The sequence below is a fragment of the Psychrobacter sp. UBA3068 genome (assembly GCF_002366815.1).
Taxonomy (GTDB): domain Bacteria; phylum Pseudomonadota; class Gammaproteobacteria; order Pseudomonadales; family Moraxellaceae; genus Psychrobacter; species Psychrobacter namhaensis.
Genome location: NZ_DFBY01000026.1, coordinates 1 through 23,220, shown reverse-complemented (window position 1 = coordinate 23,220; position 23,220 = coordinate 1). Strand labels below are relative to the sequence as shown.

The following is a 23,220-nucleotide window of genomic DNA, read 5'->3' as shown; positions in this document are numbered from 1 at the left end:
TGGTTAGGTATTATCTCAAAAATTTAGGTACAGACCCCCTATGACTGACCAACTCAAGCGCGCTATTAGCGCTGCGAAAACCGCACAAGCCAATGATCAACAAGCTGAAGCTACCCGTATAGCGAGCAGTAGTGCGGGCGATCAAACCTTCGATATGAGTGAGTCTTCTTATAAGACCAGTCACACTGCCATCCGTAAGGCACGGCGCTTTGCCATGCAAGGCCTATACGAATGGCTTGTCACTGATCGCCGCTTTGATATAGATGGTAAACTTGGCTGGAAAGCCAATCCCCCACATGACATCGCCGCTCGTACACGCGCGACCAATGCCATGCATACCGTACACATCGGCTATTATCACGAGATGATGCGCGATATCCCAGAGCAGATTGAAGCGCTAGATGCCCTTATCAGCCAGCATCTTGATCGTGGCATTGATAAACTGGATACCGTTGAACACGCCATTTTATTGATTGGGGCTTATGAGCTACAGAATCGTTTAGAGATTCCATATAAAGTAGTGCTTGATGAGGCGATGAAGCTCAACAATCATTTTGGGGCGACTGATGCCCATAAATTGATTAACGCCGTACTCGATAGAATGGCCATTGAACTGCGTGCCGTTGAAGTAGAGTCAGACACCAAAGCCAATCTACGCACATCACAAAAAGCCGTCAGTAAACAGTCTGAAGCCAAACCAGTTAATACGACTGAAACAGCTCCTGAGACCGATAGTGACAGCCAACCAACTGCCTCAAACAAACCGCGTATCAGTGCCAATAATGCCAGCGTCAAACGTAATAGCGCTAGCAAAGCCAGTGCTAATATCAGTGAGTTTAAGGCCAGTAAAAAAGACGCTAACACCAAAAGCCAAGACTGATCATGAACGAATTTGAGCTGATTGAGCGCATATTTTCACAAATGCAAGCAGCACCGCCACCCTCAAGTAGTATCGAAAAAGGTATTGGTGATGATGCCGCGGTAATGGCATTGCCTGCAGGTTCGCGCTTAGTCAGCTGCATTGACACACTCGTTCAGGGTCGACACTTTAGTGCCGACTGGGAACAGGTTAACACCCTAGCCTTTACGATTGGTTATAAAGCGGTGGCCGTTAATGTCTCAGACATTGCGGCCATGGGGGCCACGCCGCATAGTATTTTGCTCGCGTTGGCGCTACCTGAACGTTTAGCAAATAACGAATGGCTCACTGAGTTTGCCAAAGGGTTATTTCATGCTTGCCAGCTATTTGGTGTGGCCCTAATCGGCGGTGATACCACACGCAGCGATAATCTAGTACTGAGCGTGAGTGCGCAGGGAGTTCTAGCTGCTGATACGCCAGCGGTTTACCGTTCAGGTGCGCAAGTAGGCGATAAAGTCTATGCATCAGGCACACTTGGTGATGCCAGTTACGCGTTGCAAAACCCTGACAACGTGCAAGGTATAAAGCTTGCGCATCGTCTGCACATGCCCACCCCAAGGATTGCCTTAGGGGCCGCATTGGCAAAAATCGGTGCCACAGCAATGATAGATATCTCTGATGGTCTCTATCAAGATTTGGGACACGTCTGTCATCAAAGCGCCGTTAGTATGCGCCTACATCTAGAACAGCTACCTATTAGCACGCCATTAGCGACCGTTGATTTGTCTGAGCGTCTGTTGTGTCAGTTGACGGGTGGTGATGATTACGAGCTGGCTTTTACCTTACCTGCTCACATCGAACCGCCTAACGGCAGTACGCCAGTAACTTGTATTGGTGAAGTGGTGGCGCTAGCAGGTAGTACAGACACTACTGTAGAAGGGGCGACAAGTCTGTGTCCTGAGCTGTGTTATCAAGGACAGTCAGTCACCCCCTCCCATCCCGCTCCGTTTTCCACATGGCCCACTCTGACGGGTTACCAACATTTTGCAGGTTAACCCATGACCGATCATGACTTATCTAAGCCCGATATTCGTAAAGCCAATGACTGCCCACCTCTGCCAGTAAATGCCAATATGCTTGACCGTACGGTCTATTGGCTCGGTATTGGTTTAGGTAGTGGTCTACCCCGCCGTGCACCCGGTACTTGGGGTACGGCGGGTGGTCTGATTGTAGGCGTGCCGCTCATAAGCTTGGGGTTTATCCCTTTTTTAGCGCTGACCATTTTGTCTTGTTTGGTTGGGGTTTGGATCTGCGGACGTACGTCTGATTTGATGCAGGTACATGATGATCCGCACATTGTGTGGGATGAATGGGCAGGCATGTGGATTACCTTATTACCTTTGTCTTATATTTTTTCTTATGTGTTCCCGACACCTGAGGACCCCTTGTTGATGCTGTTGCAGCCGATGTTTTGGGGTTGGCTACCGACGGCATTTATCCTATTTCGCGTGTTTGACATCTTAAAACCGCCACCGATTGGCTGGGCGGATAAAAAAGTGGCTGGTGGTCTTGGCGTGATGTTAGACGACATTATTGCCGGTGTCATGGCAGCAGTTGTGTGGCTGGTTATTTTTATAAGTGTGATGACATTTGTTCCTGATAGCCTACCCTTGTTGATACCTCAGTGACTGACATAAGTGACATAAGTGACATATGATTATTAAAAGACAAGCTCAATCGTAAAACGCGATATATTTGACTGCTGATAAGTGCTTACTATCAATCGCCGTAACTTTCTATCAGGTTTTTTTGCTGCTTTTAGCGTCGTAATGTGCTACAGCGTTTGACCATACTGGGTTACAAAGCCTGAACGCGTTGGCACTTTTTTGTCGATACTTTTAGGCTATACTTTATAAAATATTTAGTTACATGTTTAGGATTTTTATGCAACCGTCTCTGTCTGTGATTATTTTAGCTGCCGGTAAAGGCACACGTATGCAATCGGCCAAGCCAAAAGTACTGCAAACGCTGGCTGGTAAATCCCTATTGGCTCACGTATTAGATACCTGTCACCAGCTCACTGTGGATGAAACGATTATTGTCCACGGTTTTGGTGGTGAACAAGTAAAGTCAGAAATTACCAATCAGTATACCCAGTCCTCCATCACTTGGGTCGCGCAAACTGAACAGCTAGGTACTGGCCATGCGGTCAAAGTCACTCTGTCTGATCTACCAACAGAGGGCCAAAGCCTTATTCTGTATGGCGATGTGCCGTTGGTCAGCTGCCAAACATTAGCAGCATTAAAAACAGCAAATACAGATGGTGTGTCTATGCTGACGTTGACCGTTGATAATCCATTTGGACTCGGCCGTATCAAGCGTGACCAAGCGGGTAATATTACTGCCATCATTGAGCAAAAAGACGCGGATACTGATGAGCAAGGTATCAAAGAGATCAACAGCGGCATTTATTGCGTTGATAATGCGCTACTACATAAGTACTTGCCTGAGTTGTCTAACGACAATGCCCAGCAAGAATACTATCTGACCGATATCGTAAAAATGGCAGTCGCTGACGGTATTACTATTGCCGCCATTGAACCTGAGCATACGTTTGAGATTGAAGGCGTTAACAACCGCCAACAGCTCGCCAGCTTAGAGCGTACATGGCAAAGCAAGCTGGTCGCTGACTTACAAGAAGCAGGTGTACAGTTCGCCGACCCTACCCGCGTTGATATTCGTGGCACTTTGACTGCTGGTCAAGACGTGTTCGTCGATGTCGGTGTGGTATTCGAAGGCGATTGCACGTTAGGCGATAATGTCTATATCGAAGCGGGCTGTATCATCAAAAATGCCCACATTGGTAACGCTTGTCACCTCAAGCCTTATTGTGTGATTGATAGTACCGAAGTCGGCGCGGCGGTCGATATTGGTCCTTTTGCCCATTTGCGTCCTCAAACCGTATTGGCTGATAACAGTAAAGTGGGTAATTTCGTCGAGATTAAAAAATCGACCATTGGTCACGGCAGCAAGGTTAACCACTTAAGCTACGTTGGTGATGCCACCGTCGGGTCAGGCGTTAATGTTGGTGCAGGTGTGATTACTTGTAATTATGACGGGGTCAATAAGTCACAGACCATTATTGAAGATAATGCATTCATCGGTTCTAACGCCAGTTTGGTGGCGCCAGTAACCATAGGAGATACCGCTACTGTGGCAGCCGGTTCAGTGATTACCAAAGACGTGGATGCTAAGGCGTTAGCGTTTGGACGTGCTCGGCAAACACAAAAAAACGATTACCAGCGCCCCACTAAAAAGTAACGGATACATTCGCTAAATCAATGACAATCATCCTTTAGCACACTGAAGCAGTGCGGCAATTTTTGTGGTGCTGCTTCATCATATTTATCAATCCGTCACGGTATGCGTCGCTAATCATCAAACAGACGTCTTATTGACTAAATATAATCACTCTCAAAACATCAAAAATTAACTTTAAGGAATAGCCATGTGTGGAATTGTAGGAGCAGTTGCTGAGCGTAATATCGCCAATATCTTACTTGAAGGTCTCAAGCGCTTGGAATACAGAGGCTATGATTCTGCTGGTTTAACCGTTATTCGTAATGGCGAGCTACATCGCGAACGTCAAGTGGGCAAAGTGCAGGCACTGGTCGATGCCGTTGCCGTCAACCCAGAATTCTTTGATGGTCATATCGGTATCGCTCACACACGCTGGGCGACTCATGGCGAACCCGCCCAACGTAATGCACACCCGCATGTGTCCGGTAAAATCGCCGTGGTGCATAATGGTATTGTTGAAAACTACGCTGAGCTCAAAGAAACGCTCGTGGCCAAAGGTTATGAGTTTACCTCACAAACAGATACCGAAGTCGTGGCCCATTTGATTAATGATATCTATCAAGAAACGCCTGACTTACTAGAAGCGGTTCGCACTGTGACCCCACTATTACACGGTGCTTTTGCCCTTGGCATTGTGCATATCGATTGTCCAGATGAGCTGATTAGCGTACGTCTAGGCTCACCACTGGTGATTGGCGTCGGTATCGGTGAGAACTTTATCGCCTCAGATCAGTTGGCACTGTTACCCGTGACCAACCGCTTTATGTATTTAGAAGAAGGCGACATTGCCAAGCTGACTCGTAAAAGTATTCAAATTTATGCTGATGGTGTGGAAGTCACCCGTCAAATTCATGAAATTGATGCAACCCAGCACAATGCTGACAAAGGTGAGTTTAAGCACTATATGCTCAAAGAAATCTATGAGCAGCCAGATGCGGTCGCCCGTACTATTGAGATGGCTTTAGACAATAATGAAACCTCTAAGCTGCGTGATGACTTCTTGCAGCGTTATGAGACGCAACTTGCAGGTATCCGCCACGTACAGATCCTCGCTTGTGGAACCAGTTATCACTCAGGTCTGGTCGCAAAATACTGGTTTGAAAGTCTTATCCGGGTGCCCTGTTCCGTTGAAGTGGCCAGTGAATTCCGTTATCGCAATCCAGTCGTCGTGGATAACTGCTTGGTGATTTGTATTTCTCAGTCGGGTGAAACTGCTGACACGTTATCCGCGCTACGTGATATCCAAAAGCAGACGCCAGCAGGCCTCGTAAGTTTAGCATTGTGCAACGTCCCGACCTCGTCACTGGTACGCGAGACAGATATTTTCTTACCGACCCTAGCAGGACCAGAAATTGGCGTGGCTTCTACCAAAGCCTTTACGACTCAACTTGCCGCTTTAATGTTACTGGTGTTAAAGGTCGGGGTTATTCAACAGCGTGTGACCGGTGAGCGTTTGACTACGTTGATTGGCGAGCTACAACAACTGCCTGGTCAGCTGTATGCCAGCTTAAACCTCGATGCGCCTATTAAGACAATGAGCGAGCATTTTGAAGACAAGAAAAGCTGCCTGTTTTTGGGACGTGGTCTCCAGTTCCCAATTGCACTAGAGGGCGCACTAAAACTAAAAGAAATATCCTACATTCACGCAGAAGGTTATGCCGCAGGTGAGCTCAAGCATGGCCCATTGGCGTTGGTCGATAAAGACATGCCAATCGTCGTACTCGCCCCGAAAGACAGTATGTTTGATAAGCTCAAAGCCAACATGCAAGAAGTACACGCCCGTCACGGTGAGCTATTTGTCTTCGCCAGTGAAGCCAGTCAAATGGTCGCAGAAGACCGTTTGCACGTGGTGTACGTGCCTGAAGTCTGCGAAGTCTTAGCGCCTATCGTCTATAGCGTGCCAGTGCAGCTATTGTCATACCATGTGGCTGTGATGCGCGGCACCGATGTCGACCAGCCACGCAATTTGGCAAAATCAGTTACAGTAGAATAAAGTTTACTATTTTGATGATTTTTTATGTCATTGAGTAATTACCTATCATACCAAGTAATAAAGATTCATACTGAGTAATAAAGATTCATACTATTAACCCCTGCTATTGTTGAGCGCAACATTAGCAGGGGTTTTTTATGCCCTCACAATGACTAAAAAATAGCTTATAGATAATCGTATCGCACGCTGTGTGAGTAAACCGTTAAGTGAAGACCTTTAAATATTAATCTAAATGCTAAACATTTTTCTAATATTTCGTAAAAAGTTAAATGACTGTGTATAAAAAATAGTGATACCCCGATCTTAAATGAGGTATCACTATTAGGAGTGTGCTTAACTAATGATTATGTTTAGCTATTTTAAAGGCGTTTAGTCTCTTTCTAGCACCACTCTATAGCGCGCGTTACCGCTCTCTAGGCGCTCAAATGCTTCGTTAATCTCAGACATTTTGTAGGTTTCAATCACTGGCTGAATATTGTATCGAGCGGCAAAATCTAGCATTTTTCGAAGGGTGGATGGTGAGCCAACTGGTGAGCCTGAGAGACTGTTTTGAGCCATAATCATTGGCGCAGCCGATATCTCTAGCGGCGCTTCTAAAATCCCAACAAAGTGTAGCTTACCCTTTGGTCTCAACGTCTTAATAACCATATCCCAGTTCATATCTACGTTCACTGTTGAGATGATTAAATCAAAAGAGCCCGCGGCTTTTTCGATCTCGCTATCCTCTCTTGAGTTTAATGAGTGGTGAGCGCCCATCTCTTTTGCTTCTTCCATTTTTGACTCACTGGTAAATGCCGTCACTTCACAGCCCCACGCATTGGCAAATTGCAGTGCCAAATGACCTAAGCCGCCAATACCAATCACAGCCACTCTAGAGGTTGGCTTGATGTCGTACTGCATAAGCGGGTTGAACACAGTGACGCCGCCGCATAGCAATGGTCCTACAGCATTAAAATCAAGCCCTTCAGGTATTTTGATAACGCTGGTGTCTTTTGCCCGTACTTTATCCGCAAAGCCGCCATGGTTACCAATGATCGTACCTTCTTGCTCAGGACACAGGTTGTGGTCGCCACCGATACATAGATCACAAACGTTGCAGTATCCTTTATGCCACCCCAGACCCACTTTATCGCCTAACTCGATATGTTTGACGTGCTTGCCTTTTGCAAGAACTTTCCCGGCAACTTCATGGCCACCTACAAACGGATACTCGGTCATGCCCCATTCGTTTTGCCACATCGACAAATCACTGTGGCAGATACCGCAGCTATGTACTTCGATTTCTACCTCATGATCACCCAAAGTGCCAGGGTCATATTGATACGGTACAAACTTTCCGCCTTTTTCTTCTGCTGCATATGCGTTAATCATCGCTATTCCTTATTTTTTCGTATTTGGAGGTATGGGTTTATCGTTCTAGTAATTATTAAGTTAATAATAAATAAGACACGGATAAGATACTGATAAACACAGTGCCTTTAACATACAGTGCCTTTGACCAATTCAACTGAAGCGACTATAGCAAAGACGGGGTTAATTAAGCCACTCAACTTACCCGTTTAAGACTAACGTCATACAAATAACCATACTTAACGCCCATAACCTTAGTCGCTTGTCTCTCAACAATCTATATGACGCCTATTCAATTTTATAAAAGCATCCTCTAGTAGCGAATAGCTGACCCATCAAAAATCTCAAACTGTATTTAGAGACAGTTTGAGCTTTTTACGTCACTTACTAAGGAGGATGAATACTGTGAGAGCGCTATTTTTCCTCCGTCACTGTCTCTGGCTTACCATGCGGCGTGAGCCACTTAGCAAACCAACCTGACACATCATCCATCAAGGTGTAAACCACTGGAATCACCACCAAACTCAATAACGTAGAGGTCACCAAACCACCCAATACAGCCGCCGCCATCGGGCGTCTAAACGTAGGGTCAGCGTCTCCCCAACCAAACACTAATGGCAACATGCCAGCACCCATCGCAATGGTGGTCATAATAATAGGACGCGCACGTTTACGACACGCATCAATAATCGCTTCAAAACGTGCCAAACCGCGACGCTGGGCAATCAGTGCATAATCAACCAGCAAGATAGAGTTTTTGGTCGCGATGCCCATCAACATAATAAAACCAATCATTGAGGGCATAGAGAGGCTACTATTGGTAATAACCAAGCCCACAAAGGCGCCGCCAATAGAGAGCGGTAACGCCATCAGAATGGTAAAAGGTTGTAGTATACGACCGAATAGTAAAATCAGCACCCCTAAGATACAAACCACACCCACCGACATCGCAATCACAAAGCCACTAAATAGATCCGCCATGTTCTCGGCTTGACCTTGATCAATAATAGTAATCGAAGGCGGTAATTTTTGCATCGCAGGTACGGCTTTGACCGCTTGCACCAAATCGCCAAGCTCGCCATTCGCCGGCTGAACCGTAATACTAATAGCACGCTCTCGATCAAGCCTATTAATTTGTGCAGGCCCTGTACCAAAGTCTAAGGATGCGACCTCACCCACACGCACGCCCTGTCCTGCTGGTAGTGAGCTTGGCACGTACAAACCTTCTAACTGACTAACGTTTTGCTTGGCAACATCTGGCAGGCGTATCACAATAGGAATCTGGCGCGTGTCTAAATTGAGCTTGGATAAACGCTGCTCATAGTCACCAACGGTCGCCACACGTAACGTCGTAGCGATGTCTTGTGTGGTCACGCCCTTATCAGCCATCGCCAATCGGTCTGGTGTTACCGTCAGCTCTTGACGCGGCAGACTGCGGTCACTGGTCACTGAGCCTGCACTAGGCAGACTTCGGATCTCTGACATAATCTGCTGAGCGGTCTGTTCAAGCAACTGCGGATTGGTACTGGTCATCGAAAAGTTATAGCCGCTTTCACCGCCACTCGACAGACCGACAGTAAAGCGAGCGCCGGGCACCTCTGCCAACAAACGGCTAATTTTTCGTTCAATCTCTTGTTTGGTGCCGCGCTCTGCCCTTGGGGCAAGCACAATATCTAAACCAGCGATGTTCTCAGCCTTGCCGCCACTCGAGTTTGAGTCCATCGTCGCTTGAGCTTCCCCTACTGACGTAAAAATATTGGTCACTTCAGGCATGGCTAAAATACGCGCGCTTGCCAGTGCTGCTACTCGTTCAGTATCTTCTAGCGCCACATCAGGGGTCAGCTCAATTGCCACACGCGTTTGGTCAATGTCATTATCAGGAATAAAAGACGTGGGCAATAGCTTCACAAGCGTCAGCGAGGCCACAAATAATATTAAAGTTGCCCCCATCGTAAGCCAGCGATGATGCAAGGTCCACGCTACTATTTTAAGATACCTATCCATCAGCGCGCTTTGTTTTTCAACATGCTTTTTTTCTGGTCGCAATATATACGCAGCCATCATGGGGGTAATCAGACGCGCGACCATCAATGACGCAAAAATCGACAAGGCTGCCGTCCAACCAAACTGGCGAAAGAACTGTCCAACAATGCCGCCCATAAAGGCCGTGGGCAAAAATACCGCAATCAAAGTAAAGGTGGTTGCTACCACCGCCAAACCAATCTCATCCGCCGCTTCCATCGCGGCTTCATAAGGCGTCTTACCCATGCGCAGATGTCGTATGATATTTTCGACTTCGACGATAGCATCATCAACCAGTACGCCGATCACCAAAGATAATGCCAACAGCGAGATGATATTGAGACTAAAGCCAAACAAATACATACCCAAAAAGGTTGGAATGACAGACAGTGGCAAGGCAACGGCGGCCACGATGGTCGCCCGAATATTGCGTAAAAACAAGAAAACCACCACCACTGCTAATAGGCCACCTTCAATCAGCATGCGTAATGAGGCCTGATAGTCCTCAGCAATTGGCGTTGCCCGATCATAGACTTTTTCGATACTGATATTGCCGACATCGGCCGTGAGCTTGGCAAGCTCTGCATCGACAAGTTCCATCACTTCAACTTCACTGGCACCGCGTGATCGGGTAATATTAAATGCCACCACGGTTTGACCATTTAGCTTGGCAATAGAGCTTGGGTCCGCCGCGCCATCCGTGATTTGTGCCATACGCCCAAGGGCCTGCGTGCCGCCTGTAGGGACAGCCACTTGTAAGTCATTAAGCTCACTAGCACGCTCAACAGCGCCAAGTACTCGAATGGTCTGAGTGGTTTTGCCCACCTCTGCTTCACCACCTGAGCTGTCTTGCTGAATCCCTGCTATTTGCTGCGATAACTGTGTAATAGGAAATGTTAAGCCGCTGAGTGCGATTGGATCAGCGGCGACGGTAATCTCACGCTGCAGCCCACCAATACGGCTGACCGTGCTGACACCTGGGATATCAGAGAGTCGTTTGGTGACGGTATCATCCACAAACCATGATAAGTCTTCCACATTCATGTTTTCAGACGCGACAGAGTAAGTCACGACTGGAAACCCTGCGGTTGAGACTTTGGTAATAATAGGATCATTAGCGGCAGCCGGCAGATCGCCACGTACTTCGCCGACCGCTGACCGCACATCATCCACCGCTTCTTGGATGTCTTTTTCTAGGACAAATTCAGTAACCATGGTGGCTGCACCAGTTTGGAGCGTCGTCCTAATATGCTTGACGCCTTCGATGCTGGTGAGTTTGTTCTCTACCTTTTTGGCAATGTCATTTTCGAGCTGTGCTGGCGCAGCACCCGGTAAAGTGACCGTGACCACGACCGCAGGTAGGTCAATATCCGGAAACTGCTGCACCTTCATTTTCATAAAGCCGTATATGCCGCCGAGCGTCAGCAGCACAAACAGTAAAATAGCGACCAGTGGGTTTTTAATCGAGTAAGCTGAGACATTTAAACTCATGCGCGCGCCTGCGTGGCTGTGCCAGTGGTTGTTCTATCCGTCGTAGTATCTGCTGGATTGTCTGTTGAGCGCGCACTATTAACGATGCGTACCAAATCTCCATCATTTAAGAAACTACCGCCCTGTTGCACAATTCGACTGTCGCTAGGGAGTGGCTCTGAGACCGCGACACTATCGCCCAAGCGTTCGCCTAACGTGACTCGCTGTTGCTGAATACGACCGATTGTTTGACCGTTTTTAGTCGTTATGTTGGTGACCAGCATCACATAGTCGTAACCATCGTTGCTCACAATAGCGCTATTGGGAACCGTTTGTGTGCTGGTACTGCCCAAGAGGAACTCACCAGTTTGATACATACCGGCGCGTACTTTGGCATTGGCAGCTAAGCTGGCATAAATGGTAACCTGACGGTTGTTGTCCGCCGTCGGTGCAATACGGCTCACTTGCCCCATCACAGAATCCCCATCTGGCAAGCTCACGCGTACGGGCGTACCGATATTAATATCACTGACCAGCTTAGGGTCGATATCCGCACGCCATTCTAAAACGCCGCCTTTAATAATGGTAAACAATGGCTCACCACCGGCCACCATACCAACCTCAGCCATTTTTTCACTAACGATACCACTGACTGGTGCGACAACTTCGGCGTTCTCTAACGTCAACCGCTGCGTACTTAATCTGGCTTTTGCTGCCTGCAAAGCGGCTCTGGCTTTCATCTCGGCGGTGCGATAGCGGTCGGCCTCTTGTTTACTGATGGCATCAATATCTATCAGTGGCAAAACACGCGCGGCATCGGCGCTGGCATTGGCAAGCGTTGCCTCAGCCTCTGCAACATCTGCTTCTGCTTGTAAGACTTGCTGCTCCATGGCATCGGTATCAAACACTGCCAACACTTGGCCCGCTTTGACGCGATCACCTTCTTCAACCAATATACGCTCAATAGCGACGCCGGTCACTTTTGCACTGACATTCGCCGTATTTTTGGCATTGATCGTGCCATCAGCACTCAAGGTATTACCAATATCATCTTGGTTTGGCACAATCGTTTCTACTGACAATACCGCTTGCTCAGCACTAGCAGCACTTGGATTATTACCATCACTTGGCGCACTGTTAGAGGCTATTGAATCAACGTCGGCTGTTTCGTTATTACTGCCCCAATACTTGCCAAGCAACACACCGATGACGAGCACCACTGCCAATACTGGCAACAACCATAATGGTAGCTTTGAGGGCGATTTTTGTGCCCCTGAGTCAGATTGACGATAGGGTGGCAGCTCTGTTTCTACAACTGGCTTGGGGTTGGTTTCTTTAAGATCGCTCATGATGACTCTCTGTAAATACGGGCAATAATAAAATTAAAAGGTCAGATATGTGAGTGCTAATAAAAGAATATTCATACGTCACATGAATCATAAAAAAATAACAGGTCATTGGCATAACATCTAAATCGCTTTACTGCGCGGCTTATCTACTAGAGAAAACTCTCACTCTCTAAAGTGCTGTTTATTATTACAATATCCGATGAAGTTATTGAGAATAGCACATATTAGATCACCGTCTTATGCTTATATATAGGATATGCTGTTCACAGTTTTGGTAAACCCACCCGATAATTTAGGACAAAAAATCAAAAAGATAGGCCATAAAACAATAAAGACAACACGTTAATAAATTGGATCGAACGGTCCATAAATCATAAACTATTGTAAGGCTGGTCTCTCAATCAAAACCCTAATTTTTGGTATACGTTCATACAGACACCTTTCTCTAATAGTCTCCTGCTATCTGAGCAGATAACTTGCCACAGCTACTCATCAGGCATTAGTATAACGACTCGCCTCTGGCATCCAGCGATGAATAAGCTGACTGACATCAGCTTTGCGCGCTGGATCTGCAATCAAGTGTTTGGCCAACCGCTGTGCTATGGCAAATAGCTGCTCATCACGGATGAGGTCGGCCAAGTAATAACCCACATTGCCCGTTTGCCGCTTACCCAACAGCTCCCCCGGTCCGCGCAGCTCTAAGTCTTTTTGTGCAATGACAAAGCCGTCTGTACTATCACGTAGAACGTTTAGGCGCTCAGTCCCCGTTTCAGACAATGGCTTTTGGTACAGCAGGACACAGTAGCTTTTGGTTGAGCCACGTCCAACGCGCCCGCGCAATTGATGTAATTGCGATAGACCCAATCGTTCTGCATTTTCAATGACCATTAATGAGGCATTGGGCACATCGACGCCAACTTCAATGACCGTGGTAGCAATCAATAAATCCAGATGACCTGCTTTAAAAGATTGCATGATGGCTTGTTTGTCTGCTGATTTCATTTTGCCATGTACCAGCCCAATACGAATATTTAACCGCTCGTTTAAATCTTCATAAGTCGCTTCGGCCGCTTGCGCATCGAGCACACTAGACTCTTCTACCAGTGAGCAAACCCAATATGCTTGCCTGCCAGCTTCGCAGTTAATCGCAATACGCTCAATCACATCATCACGGCGGTTGCGGTCAATCGTCACGGTAGTAATCGGGGTCCGCCCAGGCGGTAACTCATCGATAATCGAGGTATCCATGTCGCCGTAGACACTCATCGCAAGCGTACGCGGAATCGGCGTTGCCGTCATAATCAGCTGATGCGGCGTACTGTTGGCCACGCCTTTATTGGTCAATGCCATACGCTGCTCGACGCCAAACCGATGCTGCTCATCAATAATAACCAGCCCCAATTTGGCAAATTGCACCTGCTCTTGAAACAGCGCATGAGTACCAACGACGATCTGTACCGTGTTTTCTGCCACCGCTTCTAACGCTTCACGTCGCTGCTTTGCGGTTTGCTTACCCGCAAGCCACCCCACCCCAATACCTAACGGTTCAAACCAGTGTTTAAAGTTAAGTAAATGCTGCTCTGCCAAAATCTCCGTCGGTGCCATAACCGCCACTTGCCAGCCGCTATCAAGAGCATAGCCTGCTGCCCCTGCTGCTACCAACGTCTTGCCAGCGCCCACATCCCCTTGTACCAGTCGCAGCATAGGAATCGAGGTTGCCATATCAGTCGTGATATCTTTCATTACCTTTTTTTGTGCGCCTGTTAAGTCAAAAGGTAATGCAGCAAATAGTTGCTCAGCCAATGGGCTTTTAATGGCACATTTGGGTGCCTTATGCTGATGCAATTGCTGGCGGCGATATAATAAGCTGAGCTGATGAGCCGTCAGCTCCTCAATGATTAAACGCTGACAAGCAGCGTGCGTGCGCGCACTTAATTGCATTAACAGTTTATACTGCTGACCCGCATCGGTATAAGTGGGCGGCGTATGCAGTAACACCAGTGCCTCAAATATCGTCAAATTATAGACATTATTATTGGACACTCTAACGGCCTCGGTAATGGCATTATGATTGGCGTCATAAGCCATGGTATTGGTTTGATTGAGACTGTTATCTGGCACACTACGCGCCAATGTGGAGAAGATATCTTCTGGATAGTCTGGCTCTGTCGTAAGCGACTTAGTCGGCTCAAAAGGCACTAAGGGTAAGTCGGCCACGACTGAAAAATCTGCCGCTGTCAATAGTGTCATTGGCAGGTCTTGGCTGCGCACGGTCTGTAACGCAAGCTTAATCAATGTGCGCAGCTTATTCTGGTGTAAGCCTTTGACGCTTGGATAAATGGGCTGCAAACCTGTATTGGTAATAGCGGCGTTATCAGTAATGATGTGATATTCAGGATGATGCATCTGTTTGCCGTAACGACTGACTTTGACTTCACCAAACAGTTGCAACCTTGTACCTAGGCTCATGGTCTGGGCCAGACCACGATAAACCTTAAAAAAGCGCAGAGATATGGTGCCAGTATCATCATCTACCACCACTGTCATACCGCTGCGTTTGGCATCAACGTGTACCACACGTCCTGTGATTAACGCCGATTGCCCATGAGCCACCTCTGCGATAGACAATAATCGACTGCGATCTTCATAAGCACGTGGCAGATGCAGCAGCAAATCAAATATTCGTTTAATGCTCAGCTGTTCTAATTGCTCGGCCACTTTTACACCCACACCAGCCAGCGCAGTCACTGGCATCTCTAGCGCCGAGACTGGTGGCTCCGACCTAGGAGGGTCTGAGGGACTGATTGAAGAGTGACTAACCGATGTGGGCATCAAAGATCCTAAAGATAAGGTTTTTAAATTTTATATACGCGACTAACTTATATTACAACGTACCGTGTGTTATAAGCGTAATAATCCGTGCGCGATAAAACATGACTTCAGTTATATCATACCAATAACTGCTGTCTTCTTTGCTAGATTATGGCAATTATATAAGGTCTTTTTTATGCCTGCTTCTTTCGTTTCGCATCTATACCGTCATCATTCAGTAGTAACGCATGTGAGCACACTTATAGCATTGACACTATTTATGAGTGCTTGTAGCACAGTGACCCCAACGATTAAAGCACCTGCAATAGCGTCACCTAGTGTTGCGTTAGTTTTGGGTGGTGGCGGAGCCAAGGGCTTTGCTCATATCGGGGTGATTAAAGCATTAGAAGAGAACGGTATTACGCCGACGCTCATCGTTGGTACCAGCGTCGGCAGCTTGGTTGGCAGCCTATATGCCAGTGGCTATACACCAGCGCAGCTTGAGCATTTAGCACTGACGACGGCTGATAACGAGTTAACAGACTTTGTCTTATCTAACCAAGGTTTTGTCGAGGGCTTCAAACTCAGAAATTTTATCAATAACAAAGTGGATGGACGAGCAATAGAAGACTTCCCAATCGGCTTTGCGGCGGTCGCTGCGGAAAAGCACACGTTAAAAAAGACTGTCTTTACCTCAGGGAATGCCGGACTGGCCGTCCAAGCTTCCTGTAGCGTGCCCAATATTTTTATCGCCCCACGTATTCCAGAAAAAGTGGGCAAAAAATACATCGACGGCGGTGTGGTGAGCTTGGTACCAGTTGATAGTGCCCGTGCTTTGGGCGCTGACGTTATCATTGCTGTTGATGTGACCACTGCTAATAACCGCTCTTTTGCTCTCAAGCGCATATCAACCTTCAATTCAATGAGCAGCTTTTGGGGATTTTTAGAGCATAATATCACCACTCAGCCAAACACCAATCGCGCCTTATCAATGCGTCATGAACGGGATCGTGCTGACATTGTCATTACCCCTGACGTGGGTCACATCAGCTCAATAGATACCAGTCAGCGCCAAGCTTTGATTACCGCGGGCGCGCAAGCCACGACTTCACAAATTTATGCCATTAAACAGTTAATCAAACAGAAATCTGACAGTAAATACGCGACTCTCTGATTTATTGATAAGCAGCCCTGATAAAAATATCTAGATCTTGACGAAAAAAAGCACCACAGTTTAAAGCTGTGGTGCTTTTTTGATTTTATCCATGACAATTAAGCAAAAAATTATATTAAACGTCTACTTACTTAACGCGCGCGCGATACTTAACCACGACTGTGTCATTGAGGCCCACACCTTCAAGATCCCAACGAACCGCTTTGTAATACTTCATTGCGACATCTTGTAGCTGATTATCAACCTTTGTACGTAGTGGCATACGCGCAAAATTGTTGCCATCGACACTGCCATATGGAAAATCAGGAGATACCGTCTTCAATAATTCTACTTGCTCAGGGATACTCATCGTCACTGTCATCTTACGGACTCGATCCGCATTGGTATTGGTAAAATACCCTTGATACTCTAAAACATTCCCTGATTGCAAGCGTGTGCTGGCATTTACAGGAACCAAAACTTCTTGACCATTTGCGTCCGTACTAATCAGTGACGCGGTAATTTTACTATTGACGGCTTGCGCACTTGAGTTGCTGCTTTGATTGGCGCTTGCCTGCACAGCCACGGACCCATCAACCGCTTGTTCTGGCGTCGGCAGCATTGCTGAAGCTTGCGTTACTACCATGGCACCGATGAGCGTACCAGCAACAACGTGAAACAAGCGATGGCCGCTCCAAGCACTAAATGGACTAGCAAATTGGTTATTTTTTTTCATGACTTTCATTATCCCTAGTTAATATATCGGTAAAACGCAGCTGGTAAAGCAATAGCGTTTAGCATAACAAAAAGCGTTTGTACGTACACTAACCCCGTGTAGAGGTTGTGTATATAGTCAATCCCTGATCAACATTGATGAACACTATGAAATAAAAGATAGCTCATAACGGCGTTTTTTGCTATGGTAAATCTTTAGCGATAGGCATTTTTTTGCTGCGCCCTTTTTCTTTTTCTGACAATCACTGCTCCTATTATGACTACTAGCGCTATGCCACAAATCAACCCAGAATACGTCCATTGGTTTCGTAACTCCGCTCCCTACATTAATACCCATCGCGGCAAAACTTTCGTGATTATGTTTGGGGGAGAGGCGGTAAATCATCCTAACTTTAGCACTCTGATACACGATTTCGCCTTGTTACATAGCTTAGGTATCAAGCTCGTGTTGGTGCATGGGGCGCGACCGCAAATTGAGAATAATCTAAAAAACACCGGTATCGCCTCCCCACTACATCAAGATATTCGCATTACCCCAAGGGTCGCGATGCCCGCTATTTTACAAGCGGTAGGGGCGATTCGCTTGCAAATTGAAGCACAGCTGTCGATGGGACTGGCCAACTCCCCTATGTACGGCTCGCGCATCGATGCCATATCAGGGAATTTTGTCACCGCACGCCCTTATGGTATCCGTGATGGTGTCGATTACCAAATGACGGGGGAAGTACGCTCTATCGATGTGGAAGCCATCAAAAATAACCTTTTACACGACCATATCGTGATTTTAGGTTCAATGGGCTATTCAGCCACTGGTGAAGTCTTTAATTTACTGGCTGAAGATGTGGCGCTTAGCGCAGCCGTGGCACTGGGTGCTGATAAGCTCATATTTTTGGGTGAAGAGGCTGGCATCAATCACGACGACCGCCTGTTACGCGAAATGATTCCAAACGAAGTCGACCGCTTTTTACGTGATCGTGATTTAAACTGTGAGATTAACTACTTTTTAAGCTGCGCCAGTAATGCTTGCCGCCAAGGTGTTCATCGTACGCATATTATTTCCTATGCCAAAGATGGCGCGCTACTAGAGGAGCTATTTACCCGTGATGGTTCTGGCACCCTTATTAGCCATGATCCTTATGAAGAAATTCGTCGTGCCAATATTGACGATGTGGTCGGGCTTATTGAGCTGTTATCACCTCTGGAAGAACAAGGCATTTTAGTCAGCCGCTCGCGTGAGCGCTTAGAGCAAGAGATTGATCACTATAGTGTCATTGAGCGTGATGGTATGATTTTAGGCTGTGCCGCCCTTTATCCCCTAGATGCAGACTCAGCAGAAGTGGCTTGTGTGGCCGTACATCCTGAGTATCGTAGCGGAAGCCGTGGCGCTGACTTATTAGCATTTTTAGAGCAACAAGCACGCAGTCATGGTCTGCATAAGTTATTTGTTTTGACCACTCGTACAGCCCATTGGTTCGTCGAACAAGGCTTTGCTGAAGTTGAGGCCAGCGCCCTACCGGAATCACGTCAAGAAAAATACCACAACGGTCGCAACTCCAAAGTATTCCAAAAAAATCTGTAACTAATGCCGAACTGACAACGCATTTATGAGCCAGTTCACTTTTTGAACAGACTGACAACACTCAAATGCAACCAGTTCATCCATAAAAAAGCCTTCATAGTCGCTATGAAGGCTTTTTCGTTCTTTAGCAATGCTTAGCTAATAATGCATTATTTTACGTCTAATAGCTCAACCGTAAAGATAAGCGTGCTATTTGGCTCAATACCTGCATTACCCGCTTCGCCATAAGCGATGTCTGATGGGATATAAAACTCGTATTTACCGCCATCTTTCATCAACTGAAGCCCTTCCGTCCAGCCAGCGATGACTTGATTTAATGGGAACTCAATTGGCTCACCACGCTCATAAGAGCTATCAAATACCGTACCATCAATCAATTTACCTTCGTAGTTTACTTCGACCACGTCAGTGGCTTTTGGTGATTGACCCGTACCAGCTTCGATGACTTTATACTGTAAACCAGAAGCCGTTTCTGTTACGCCCTCTTTCTTAGCGTTTTCTGCTAAGAAGGCTGCGCCCTTGGTTTTGTTTTCTGCCGCTTTTGATTCCATATCTTTAACAAACTTCTCTTCTTGCTCTTTTTGATATGTCATCAATACTTCTTGCATCTGCTCTTGCGTCAACGCGGATTCGTTACCTTCGTAACCATCACGGAAGCCTTGTTCAAAAGTGTCAAGGTTTAGATCACCGACCGCTTCTTTATTCCCTTCAGCCATCATGTAACCCAAACTATAACCTACTTTTTCATTTGCTGAGCTTTGTTCGGTGATAGAAACGCTTTGAGCGGCTGTCTCTTGGTTGCCGTTATTGGTGCTACAACCTGTGATCAATAACATAGCACTCGCAAGTGCACTAACGCTTAAAGTAGTGATTTTTTTCATAAAGTACTCTCAAATTGTAAGAATAGTGGCGAGATGTCACATGCTTCTATCATAACAAATCTTAGTTTTAGGAGCCATATTTGGGATGAAATTATCGGGCGAATGTACAGTCTATGTAAATATACCTCATCATAATAACAAGTTATCACACAAATACAGTCTCACGTTAAGCTTTCTATCTTTAAAACCAGCAATACATAAGCTAAGCTGAATAAGTTAAGGTGATAAGTAATTGAGCGTAAATTTTTATCATGGTTATTTAGAGTTTGGTATTAACGCTATCAAGATGAGGCAAACCGATACTTTTGATAAGACTATATCCTCAAAAATTGTAATATCGCCGCCTAACTTAATTAAAAAATTACTATTTATTATAATCATCTATATATTGGTTCCGCTCACTAATAGCTATCTGCATATTTTTTAGCGGCTTTTATATGATGCTTCAAGGAGGATAAGATGAACCCAACGTATACATCGTTCAATGGTTATTTGGGTGGACCTATTGGTTCTATTATCGGCGCTATTTTAATTTTTATCATCGGTTGGTTGGTGGCCCTTGGCATCGCAGCTCTGGTCCGCGGAGTGTTAGCCAAAGTTAACTTAAACCAACGTATGAACTCGTCAACAGGTAAAACCTACGATCTTGAGGGGATTATCTCTAAGATTGTTTTTTGGTTTATTTTTATCATCGCGATCTCTGGGGCACTTAGCCAATTGAATTTAAACTCTATTTCGGCACCATTTGCAAATATGGTCAACCAAGTATTGGCGTTTATTCCTAACCTGATCGGTGCTATCGCCATTGGTGTGATTGGTTGGGTGGTGGCGACAGTTGCCCGCACAGCGATCAATGCAGCCCTAGCCAAAACGTCAATGGATGAGCGTTTGAGTGCGCGAGCTGGCGTAAAACCAATGAGCAGCACCATTGCTGATATGGTTTATTGGTTTATCTTATTGGTGGTTTTGACCATGGTACTTGGCCAGTTAGAGCTTGATGGTTTATTTGCTCCATTGACGAATATGGTGGATAAAATCTTTAGCTTTATTCCTAACATTATCATTGCTGGTGTGGTTTTCGTGGTCGGTTATATCATTGCGAAAGTCGTACGCGGCATTGTGACCAACCTTGTTTCTACTTTTAATGTACAAGAACTTGCGTCAAAAGCAGGCTTGAGCGAACAGAATAGCCTACCAAATATTGCGGGTTCATTAGCATTTTTAGTGATTATCATCCCAACTATTATTGCAGCACTAAATGCTCTGAAAATCGAAGTCATTGCTCGTCCGGCGACGAACATGCTAAACAAAATCATGGAAGCGCTACCAAACATCTTTATGGCAGCGGCTATCCTAGTGGTCACTTTCTACGTCGTACGTATGGTCGCTAACATTGTCAAAGGTCTAATCGAAAATACCGAGGTTAATCAGCTGCCAGCCAAGGTTGGCCTGCAAGAAACCATGGGTAACCAGAAAATCTCTGACCTCGTTGCCTATGCAATTATCTTCTTTGCCATGTTGTTTGCTGCTATCGCCGCCGCTGATCTATTAGGGTTTGAAGCTATCTCAGCCATCATCACGATGTTTATCGCTTTTGGTGCCAATATCATCTTAGGCGCCATCATTCTATTTATTGGCTTTTGGCTTGCCAATATCATTGCTGGAGTCGTTGAGCGTTCTGAGCAAGGCTCACAGTTTCTAGCCAATATCGTACGCGTATTGATCATGGGCTTGGTACTTGCGATGGGTCTCAAAGCGATGGGTATCGCTGATTCGATCGTTAATCTAGCATTTGGTCTGACACTAGGCGCTGTCGCTGTCGCCTTTGCACTATCATTTGGTCTTGGCGGTCAAGAAGCAGCCGCCCGCTTCCTACGCAAGATGCAGGATAAGGTAGAAGAAGAACGCACTGGTCTTAAAGTAAAAACCACGCGTCACACTAAGACCACATCAGACACTGCAGATAAAGTTGCTGATTCAGTTCGTGAAAACACGCCGACTGCATCAAGCACACCAACATCGACAAGCACGTCAACGACTGACTTGCGTACGGATGTAGTGGACACACCTCACGTTAATACTGATGACATTCACAACGATAACGTGGATGACAACAATACAGTCAATAACGATAAATTACTGCCTGGAAGCGGTCTTAACGACGACTTCAATAATAAGTAGTTATTCATTATTCTTTAGTCTAAAATACAAAAAAAGACAGCTTAAGCTGTCTTTTTTTATGGAAATAGAGGTCTTAAATCTTTAGTCATTTGACTGATGAGTGGCCTCTAAAAACACTACTTTGCTACAACTAAGACTCGCCTTTACGAGCAGGAATAGATAAGTGTAGCCGCACTTGAGACAATTTACTGGATTGTTCGCTTTTTACCATGTTGTCCTTACCCATTGCCTTATCATCGAATGCCTCTATCATTTTGTACGGCACGTTGCTAATGATGAGATAAAATCCCTATTATGAGCACGGCAGATATATTTTGGCCACGAAAATTTAAGCTACATAAGCGCTATCAGACACAGTCGCTTTCATAGCAATGAATTGTTATGATGATATCAAAGCAATATAGCTTGTACGTAGGTCTTACAGTTATAGACTGCGCTCACGTACCCCTTGTAAGCTGTCCATCACAGGTACGTGTATTAAGACTATTTAATGACCCTCATATAATAACAAGGATTGAACATTATGAAACGCTTTAAAGAAAAAACGGTTATCGTCACAGGTGCAGGCTCAGGTATTGGCCGGGCAACCGCCATTCGCTTTGCTCAAGAAGGCGCCAGCGTTGTTTTAGTAGGCCGCACGCCTGAAACCTTACAAGCCACCGCTCAAGAGTTTCCGGAAGATCATTCTTGGATTCACACTGACAACTATCTGACCGTGACGTGTGACATTAGCGTACAAAGCCAAGTACAAGAGATGGTCCAGGCTGTGATAGATAAGTTTGAAAAGATCGATATTTTGGTCAACAATGCGGGCAAAGCCACGCAAGGAAAAATAACAGACCTATCTGCTGAGGACTGGAAGTCAGCCATTGATGTCAATTTAAATGGGACTTTTTATGTCTCACAAGCTGTCATGCCGCATCTAATAGCAACTAAAGGCAATATTGTGAATGTCTCATCACTATCAGGGGTGGGCGGTGATTGGAACATGGCCGCTTACAATGCCGCCAAAGCTGGAGTGACCAATTTAACGCGCACTCTCGCCTTAGACCATGGACCGGATGGCGTTCGTGTCAATGCCGTCAACCCAAGCGTGACTAAAACAAACATGACGACTGCCATTCAAGACAATGAGGCGAAACAGGATAAATTCTTTGCCCGCTCTGCCCTTGGTCGTCTGGCAACGCCCGAAGATATTGCCGCCGCGATTACTTTTTTAGCGAGTGATGATGCGGCTATGATTACAGGCGTTAACTTGCCTGTTGATGGCGGTGTCAGTGCCTCTAATGGTCAGCCAAATTTTTAGCATCTCTGATATTTTGAATGGATAAATATTTAACCCATGTAACCTGACAGTAAAACCCCCCCCTGATATGTACTATCAGTGAACTGACCCCCATAAGTTGGACTCAACTTATGGGGTATTTTTATGCGTTACGATCTGGACTTTAAGATGCAAGTCATCGCATACTATCGG

The 23,220-nt window shown here is 46.0% G+C and carries 14 protein-coding genes and 1 pseudogene; 9 read left to right on the top strand and 6 right to left on the bottom strand.

What is annotated here, in order from left to right; genetic code table 11:
- Positions 1-40 precede the first annotated feature (40 nt).
- The 5 genes and pseudogenes from nusB to glmS form a co-directional block, all read left to right on the top strand.
- Positions 41-856: pseudogene (gene nusB, locus B2P60_RS06560) on the top strand (transcription antitermination factor NusB); the annotation flags it as partial.
- Between the two features lie 26 nt (positions 857-882).
- Positions 883-1,914, top strand: a complete 1,032-nt coding sequence (thiL, locus tag B2P60_RS06555; protein WP_286740136.1) for a thiamine-phosphate kinase — start codon at positions 883-885, stop codon at positions 1,912-1,914.
- Between the two features lie 3 nt (positions 1,915-1,917).
- Positions 1,918-2,547: a phosphatidylglycerophosphatase A family protein gene (locus tag B2P60_RS06550; RefSeq protein ID WP_286740134.1), complete on the top strand. Its 630-nt coding sequence runs from the start codon at positions 1,918-1,920 to the stop codon at positions 2,545-2,547.
- 256 nt (positions 2,548-2,803) lie between these two features.
- Positions 2,804-4,180: a bifunctional UDP-N-acetylglucosamine diphosphorylase/glucosamine-1-phosphate N-acetyltransferase GlmU gene (gene glmU, locus B2P60_RS06545; protein WP_286740132.1), complete on the top strand. Its 1,377-nt coding sequence runs from the start codon at positions 2,804-2,806 to the stop codon at positions 4,178-4,180.
- A 187-nt stretch (positions 4,181-4,367) separates the two neighbouring features.
- On the top strand, positions 4,368-6,212 hold the full coding sequence (gene glmS / locus B2P60_RS06540) for a glutamine--fructose-6-phosphate transaminase (isomerizing) (protein ID WP_198334389.1): 1,845 nt from the start codon (positions 4,368-4,370) through the stop codon (positions 6,210-6,212).
- Positions 6,213-6,581: 369 nt separating this feature from the next.
- On the opposite strand, the gene ahr is transcribed toward glmS, so the two are convergent.
- The 4 genes from ahr to recG form a co-directional block, all read right to left on the bottom strand.
- Positions 6,582-7,583, bottom strand: coding sequence for an NADPH-dependent aldehyde reductase Ahr (gene ahr / locus B2P60_RS06535; RefSeq protein ID WP_286740130.1), 1,002 nt, complete (start codon positions 7,581-7,583; stop codon positions 6,582-6,584).
- A gap of 393 nt (positions 7,584-7,976) precedes the next feature.
- Positions 7,977-11,075 (bottom strand): efflux RND transporter permease subunit, encoded by a 3,099-nt coding sequence (locus B2P60_RS06530; protein WP_286740129.1) that lies wholly within the window; start codon positions 11,073-11,075, stop codon positions 7,977-7,979.
- Positions 11,072-12,403, bottom strand: coding sequence for an efflux RND transporter periplasmic adaptor subunit (locus B2P60_RS06525; protein WP_286740127.1), 1,332 nt, complete (start codon positions 12,401-12,403; stop codon positions 11,072-11,074). Before B2P60_RS06525 ends, B2P60_RS06530 begins: the two co-directional genes overlap by 4 nt.
- 492 nt (positions 12,404-12,895) lie before the next feature.
- Complete coding sequence (recG, locus tag B2P60_RS06520) at positions 12,896-15,235, bottom strand: ATP-dependent DNA helicase RecG (protein ID WP_286740125.1); 2,340 nt, start codon at positions 15,233-15,235, stop codon at positions 12,896-12,898.
- A gap of 175 nt (positions 15,236-15,410) precedes the next feature.
- Between recG and B2P60_RS06515 the strand changes: the two genes are divergently transcribed.
- Entirely contained in the window at positions 15,411-16,388 is a 978-nt protein-coding gene (locus B2P60_RS06515) for a patatin-like phospholipase family protein (RefSeq protein WP_286740124.1), read from the top strand.
- 127 nt (positions 16,389-16,515) lie between these two features.
- Here the strand turns inward: B2P60_RS06515 and B2P60_RS06510 are convergent, their stop codons facing one another.
- Entirely contained in the window at positions 16,516-17,103 is a 588-nt protein-coding gene (locus tag B2P60_RS06510) for a hypothetical protein (protein ID WP_286740123.1), read from the bottom strand.
- 255 nt (positions 17,104-17,358) lie between these two features.
- On the opposite strand from B2P60_RS06510, the gene argA reads away from it, so the two are divergent.
- Positions 17,359-18,681 carry an amino-acid N-acetyltransferase gene (argA, locus tag B2P60_RS06505; protein ID WP_193006476.1) on the top strand — a complete coding sequence of 441 codons (1,323 nt, stop codon included), beginning with the start codon at positions 17,359-17,361 and terminating at the stop codon, positions 18,679-18,681.
- Positions 18,682-18,830: 149 nt separating this feature from the next.
- Here the strand turns inward: argA and B2P60_RS06500 are convergent, their stop codons facing one another.
- Complete coding sequence (locus B2P60_RS06500) at positions 18,831-19,562, bottom strand: FKBP-type peptidyl-prolyl cis-trans isomerase (RefSeq protein ID WP_286740121.1); 732 nt, start codon at positions 19,560-19,562, stop codon at positions 18,831-18,833.
- A 459-nt stretch (positions 19,563-20,021) separates the two neighbouring features.
- On the opposite strand from B2P60_RS06500, the gene B2P60_RS06495 reads away from it, so the two are divergent.
- Both B2P60_RS06495 and B2P60_RS06490 read left to right on the top strand, forming a co-directional pair.
- Entirely contained in the window at positions 20,022-21,743 is a 1,722-nt protein-coding gene (locus B2P60_RS06495; protein ID WP_286740120.1) for a mechanosensitive ion channel, read from the top strand.
- Between the two features lie 523 nt (positions 21,744-22,266).
- Positions 22,267-23,049, top strand: a complete 783-nt coding sequence (locus tag B2P60_RS06490; RefSeq protein WP_193006473.1) for an SDR family NAD(P)-dependent oxidoreductase — start codon at positions 22,267-22,269, stop codon at positions 23,047-23,049.
- Positions 23,050-23,220: the final 171 nt, after the last annotated feature.

Bases quoted from the DNA above. Each gene is read 5' to 3' on its own strand.
- B2P60_RS06530 (WP_286740129.1), bottom strand. From the start codon at position 11,075: ATGAGTTTAAATGTCTCAGCTTACTCGATTAAAAACCCACTGGTCGCT.
- glmS (WP_198334389.1), top strand. From the start codon at position 4,368: ATGTGTGGAATTGTAGGAGCAGTTGCTGAGCGTAATATCGCCAATATC.
- B2P60_RS06525 (WP_286740127.1), bottom strand. From the start codon at position 12,403: ATGAGCGATCTTAAAGAAACCAACCCCAAGCCAGTTGTAGAAACAGAG.
- B2P60_RS06495 (WP_286740120.1), top strand. From the start codon at position 20,022: ATGAACCCAACGTATACATCGTTCAATGGTTATTTGGGTGGACCTATT.
- B2P60_RS06550 (WP_286740134.1), top strand. From the start codon at position 1,918: ATGACCGATCATGACTTATCTAAGCCCGATATTCGTAAAGCCAATGAC.
- B2P60_RS06500 (WP_286740121.1), bottom strand. From the start codon at position 19,562: ATGAAAAAAATCACTACTTTAAGCGTTAGTGCACTTGCGAGTGCTATG.
- thiL (WP_286740136.1), top strand. From the start codon at position 883: ATGAACGAATTTGAGCTGATTGAGCGCATATTTTCACAAATGCAAGCA.
- glmU (WP_286740132.1), top strand. From the start codon at position 2,804: ATGCAACCGTCTCTGTCTGTGATTATTTTAGCTGCCGGTAAAGGCACA.
- argA (WP_193006476.1), top strand. From the start codon at position 17,359: ATGACTACTAGCGCTATGCCACAAATCAACCCAGAATACGTCCATTGG.
- ahr (WP_286740130.1), bottom strand. From the start codon at position 7,583: ATGATTAACGCATATGCAGCAGAAGAAAAAGGCGGAAAGTTTGTACCG.
- B2P60_RS06490 (WP_193006473.1), top strand. From the start codon at position 22,267: ATGAAACGCTTTAAAGAAAAAACGGTTATCGTCACAGGTGCAGGCTCA.
- B2P60_RS06510 (WP_286740123.1), bottom strand. From the start codon at position 17,103: ATGAAAAAAAATAACCAATTTGCTAGTCCATTTAGTGCTTGGAGCGGC.
- recG (WP_286740125.1), bottom strand. From the start codon at position 15,235: ATGCCCACATCGGTTAGTCACTCTTCAATCAGTCCCTCAGACCCTCCT.
- B2P60_RS06515 (WP_286740124.1), top strand. From the start codon at position 15,411: ATGCCTGCTTCTTTCGTTTCGCATCTATACCGTCATCATTCAGTAGTA.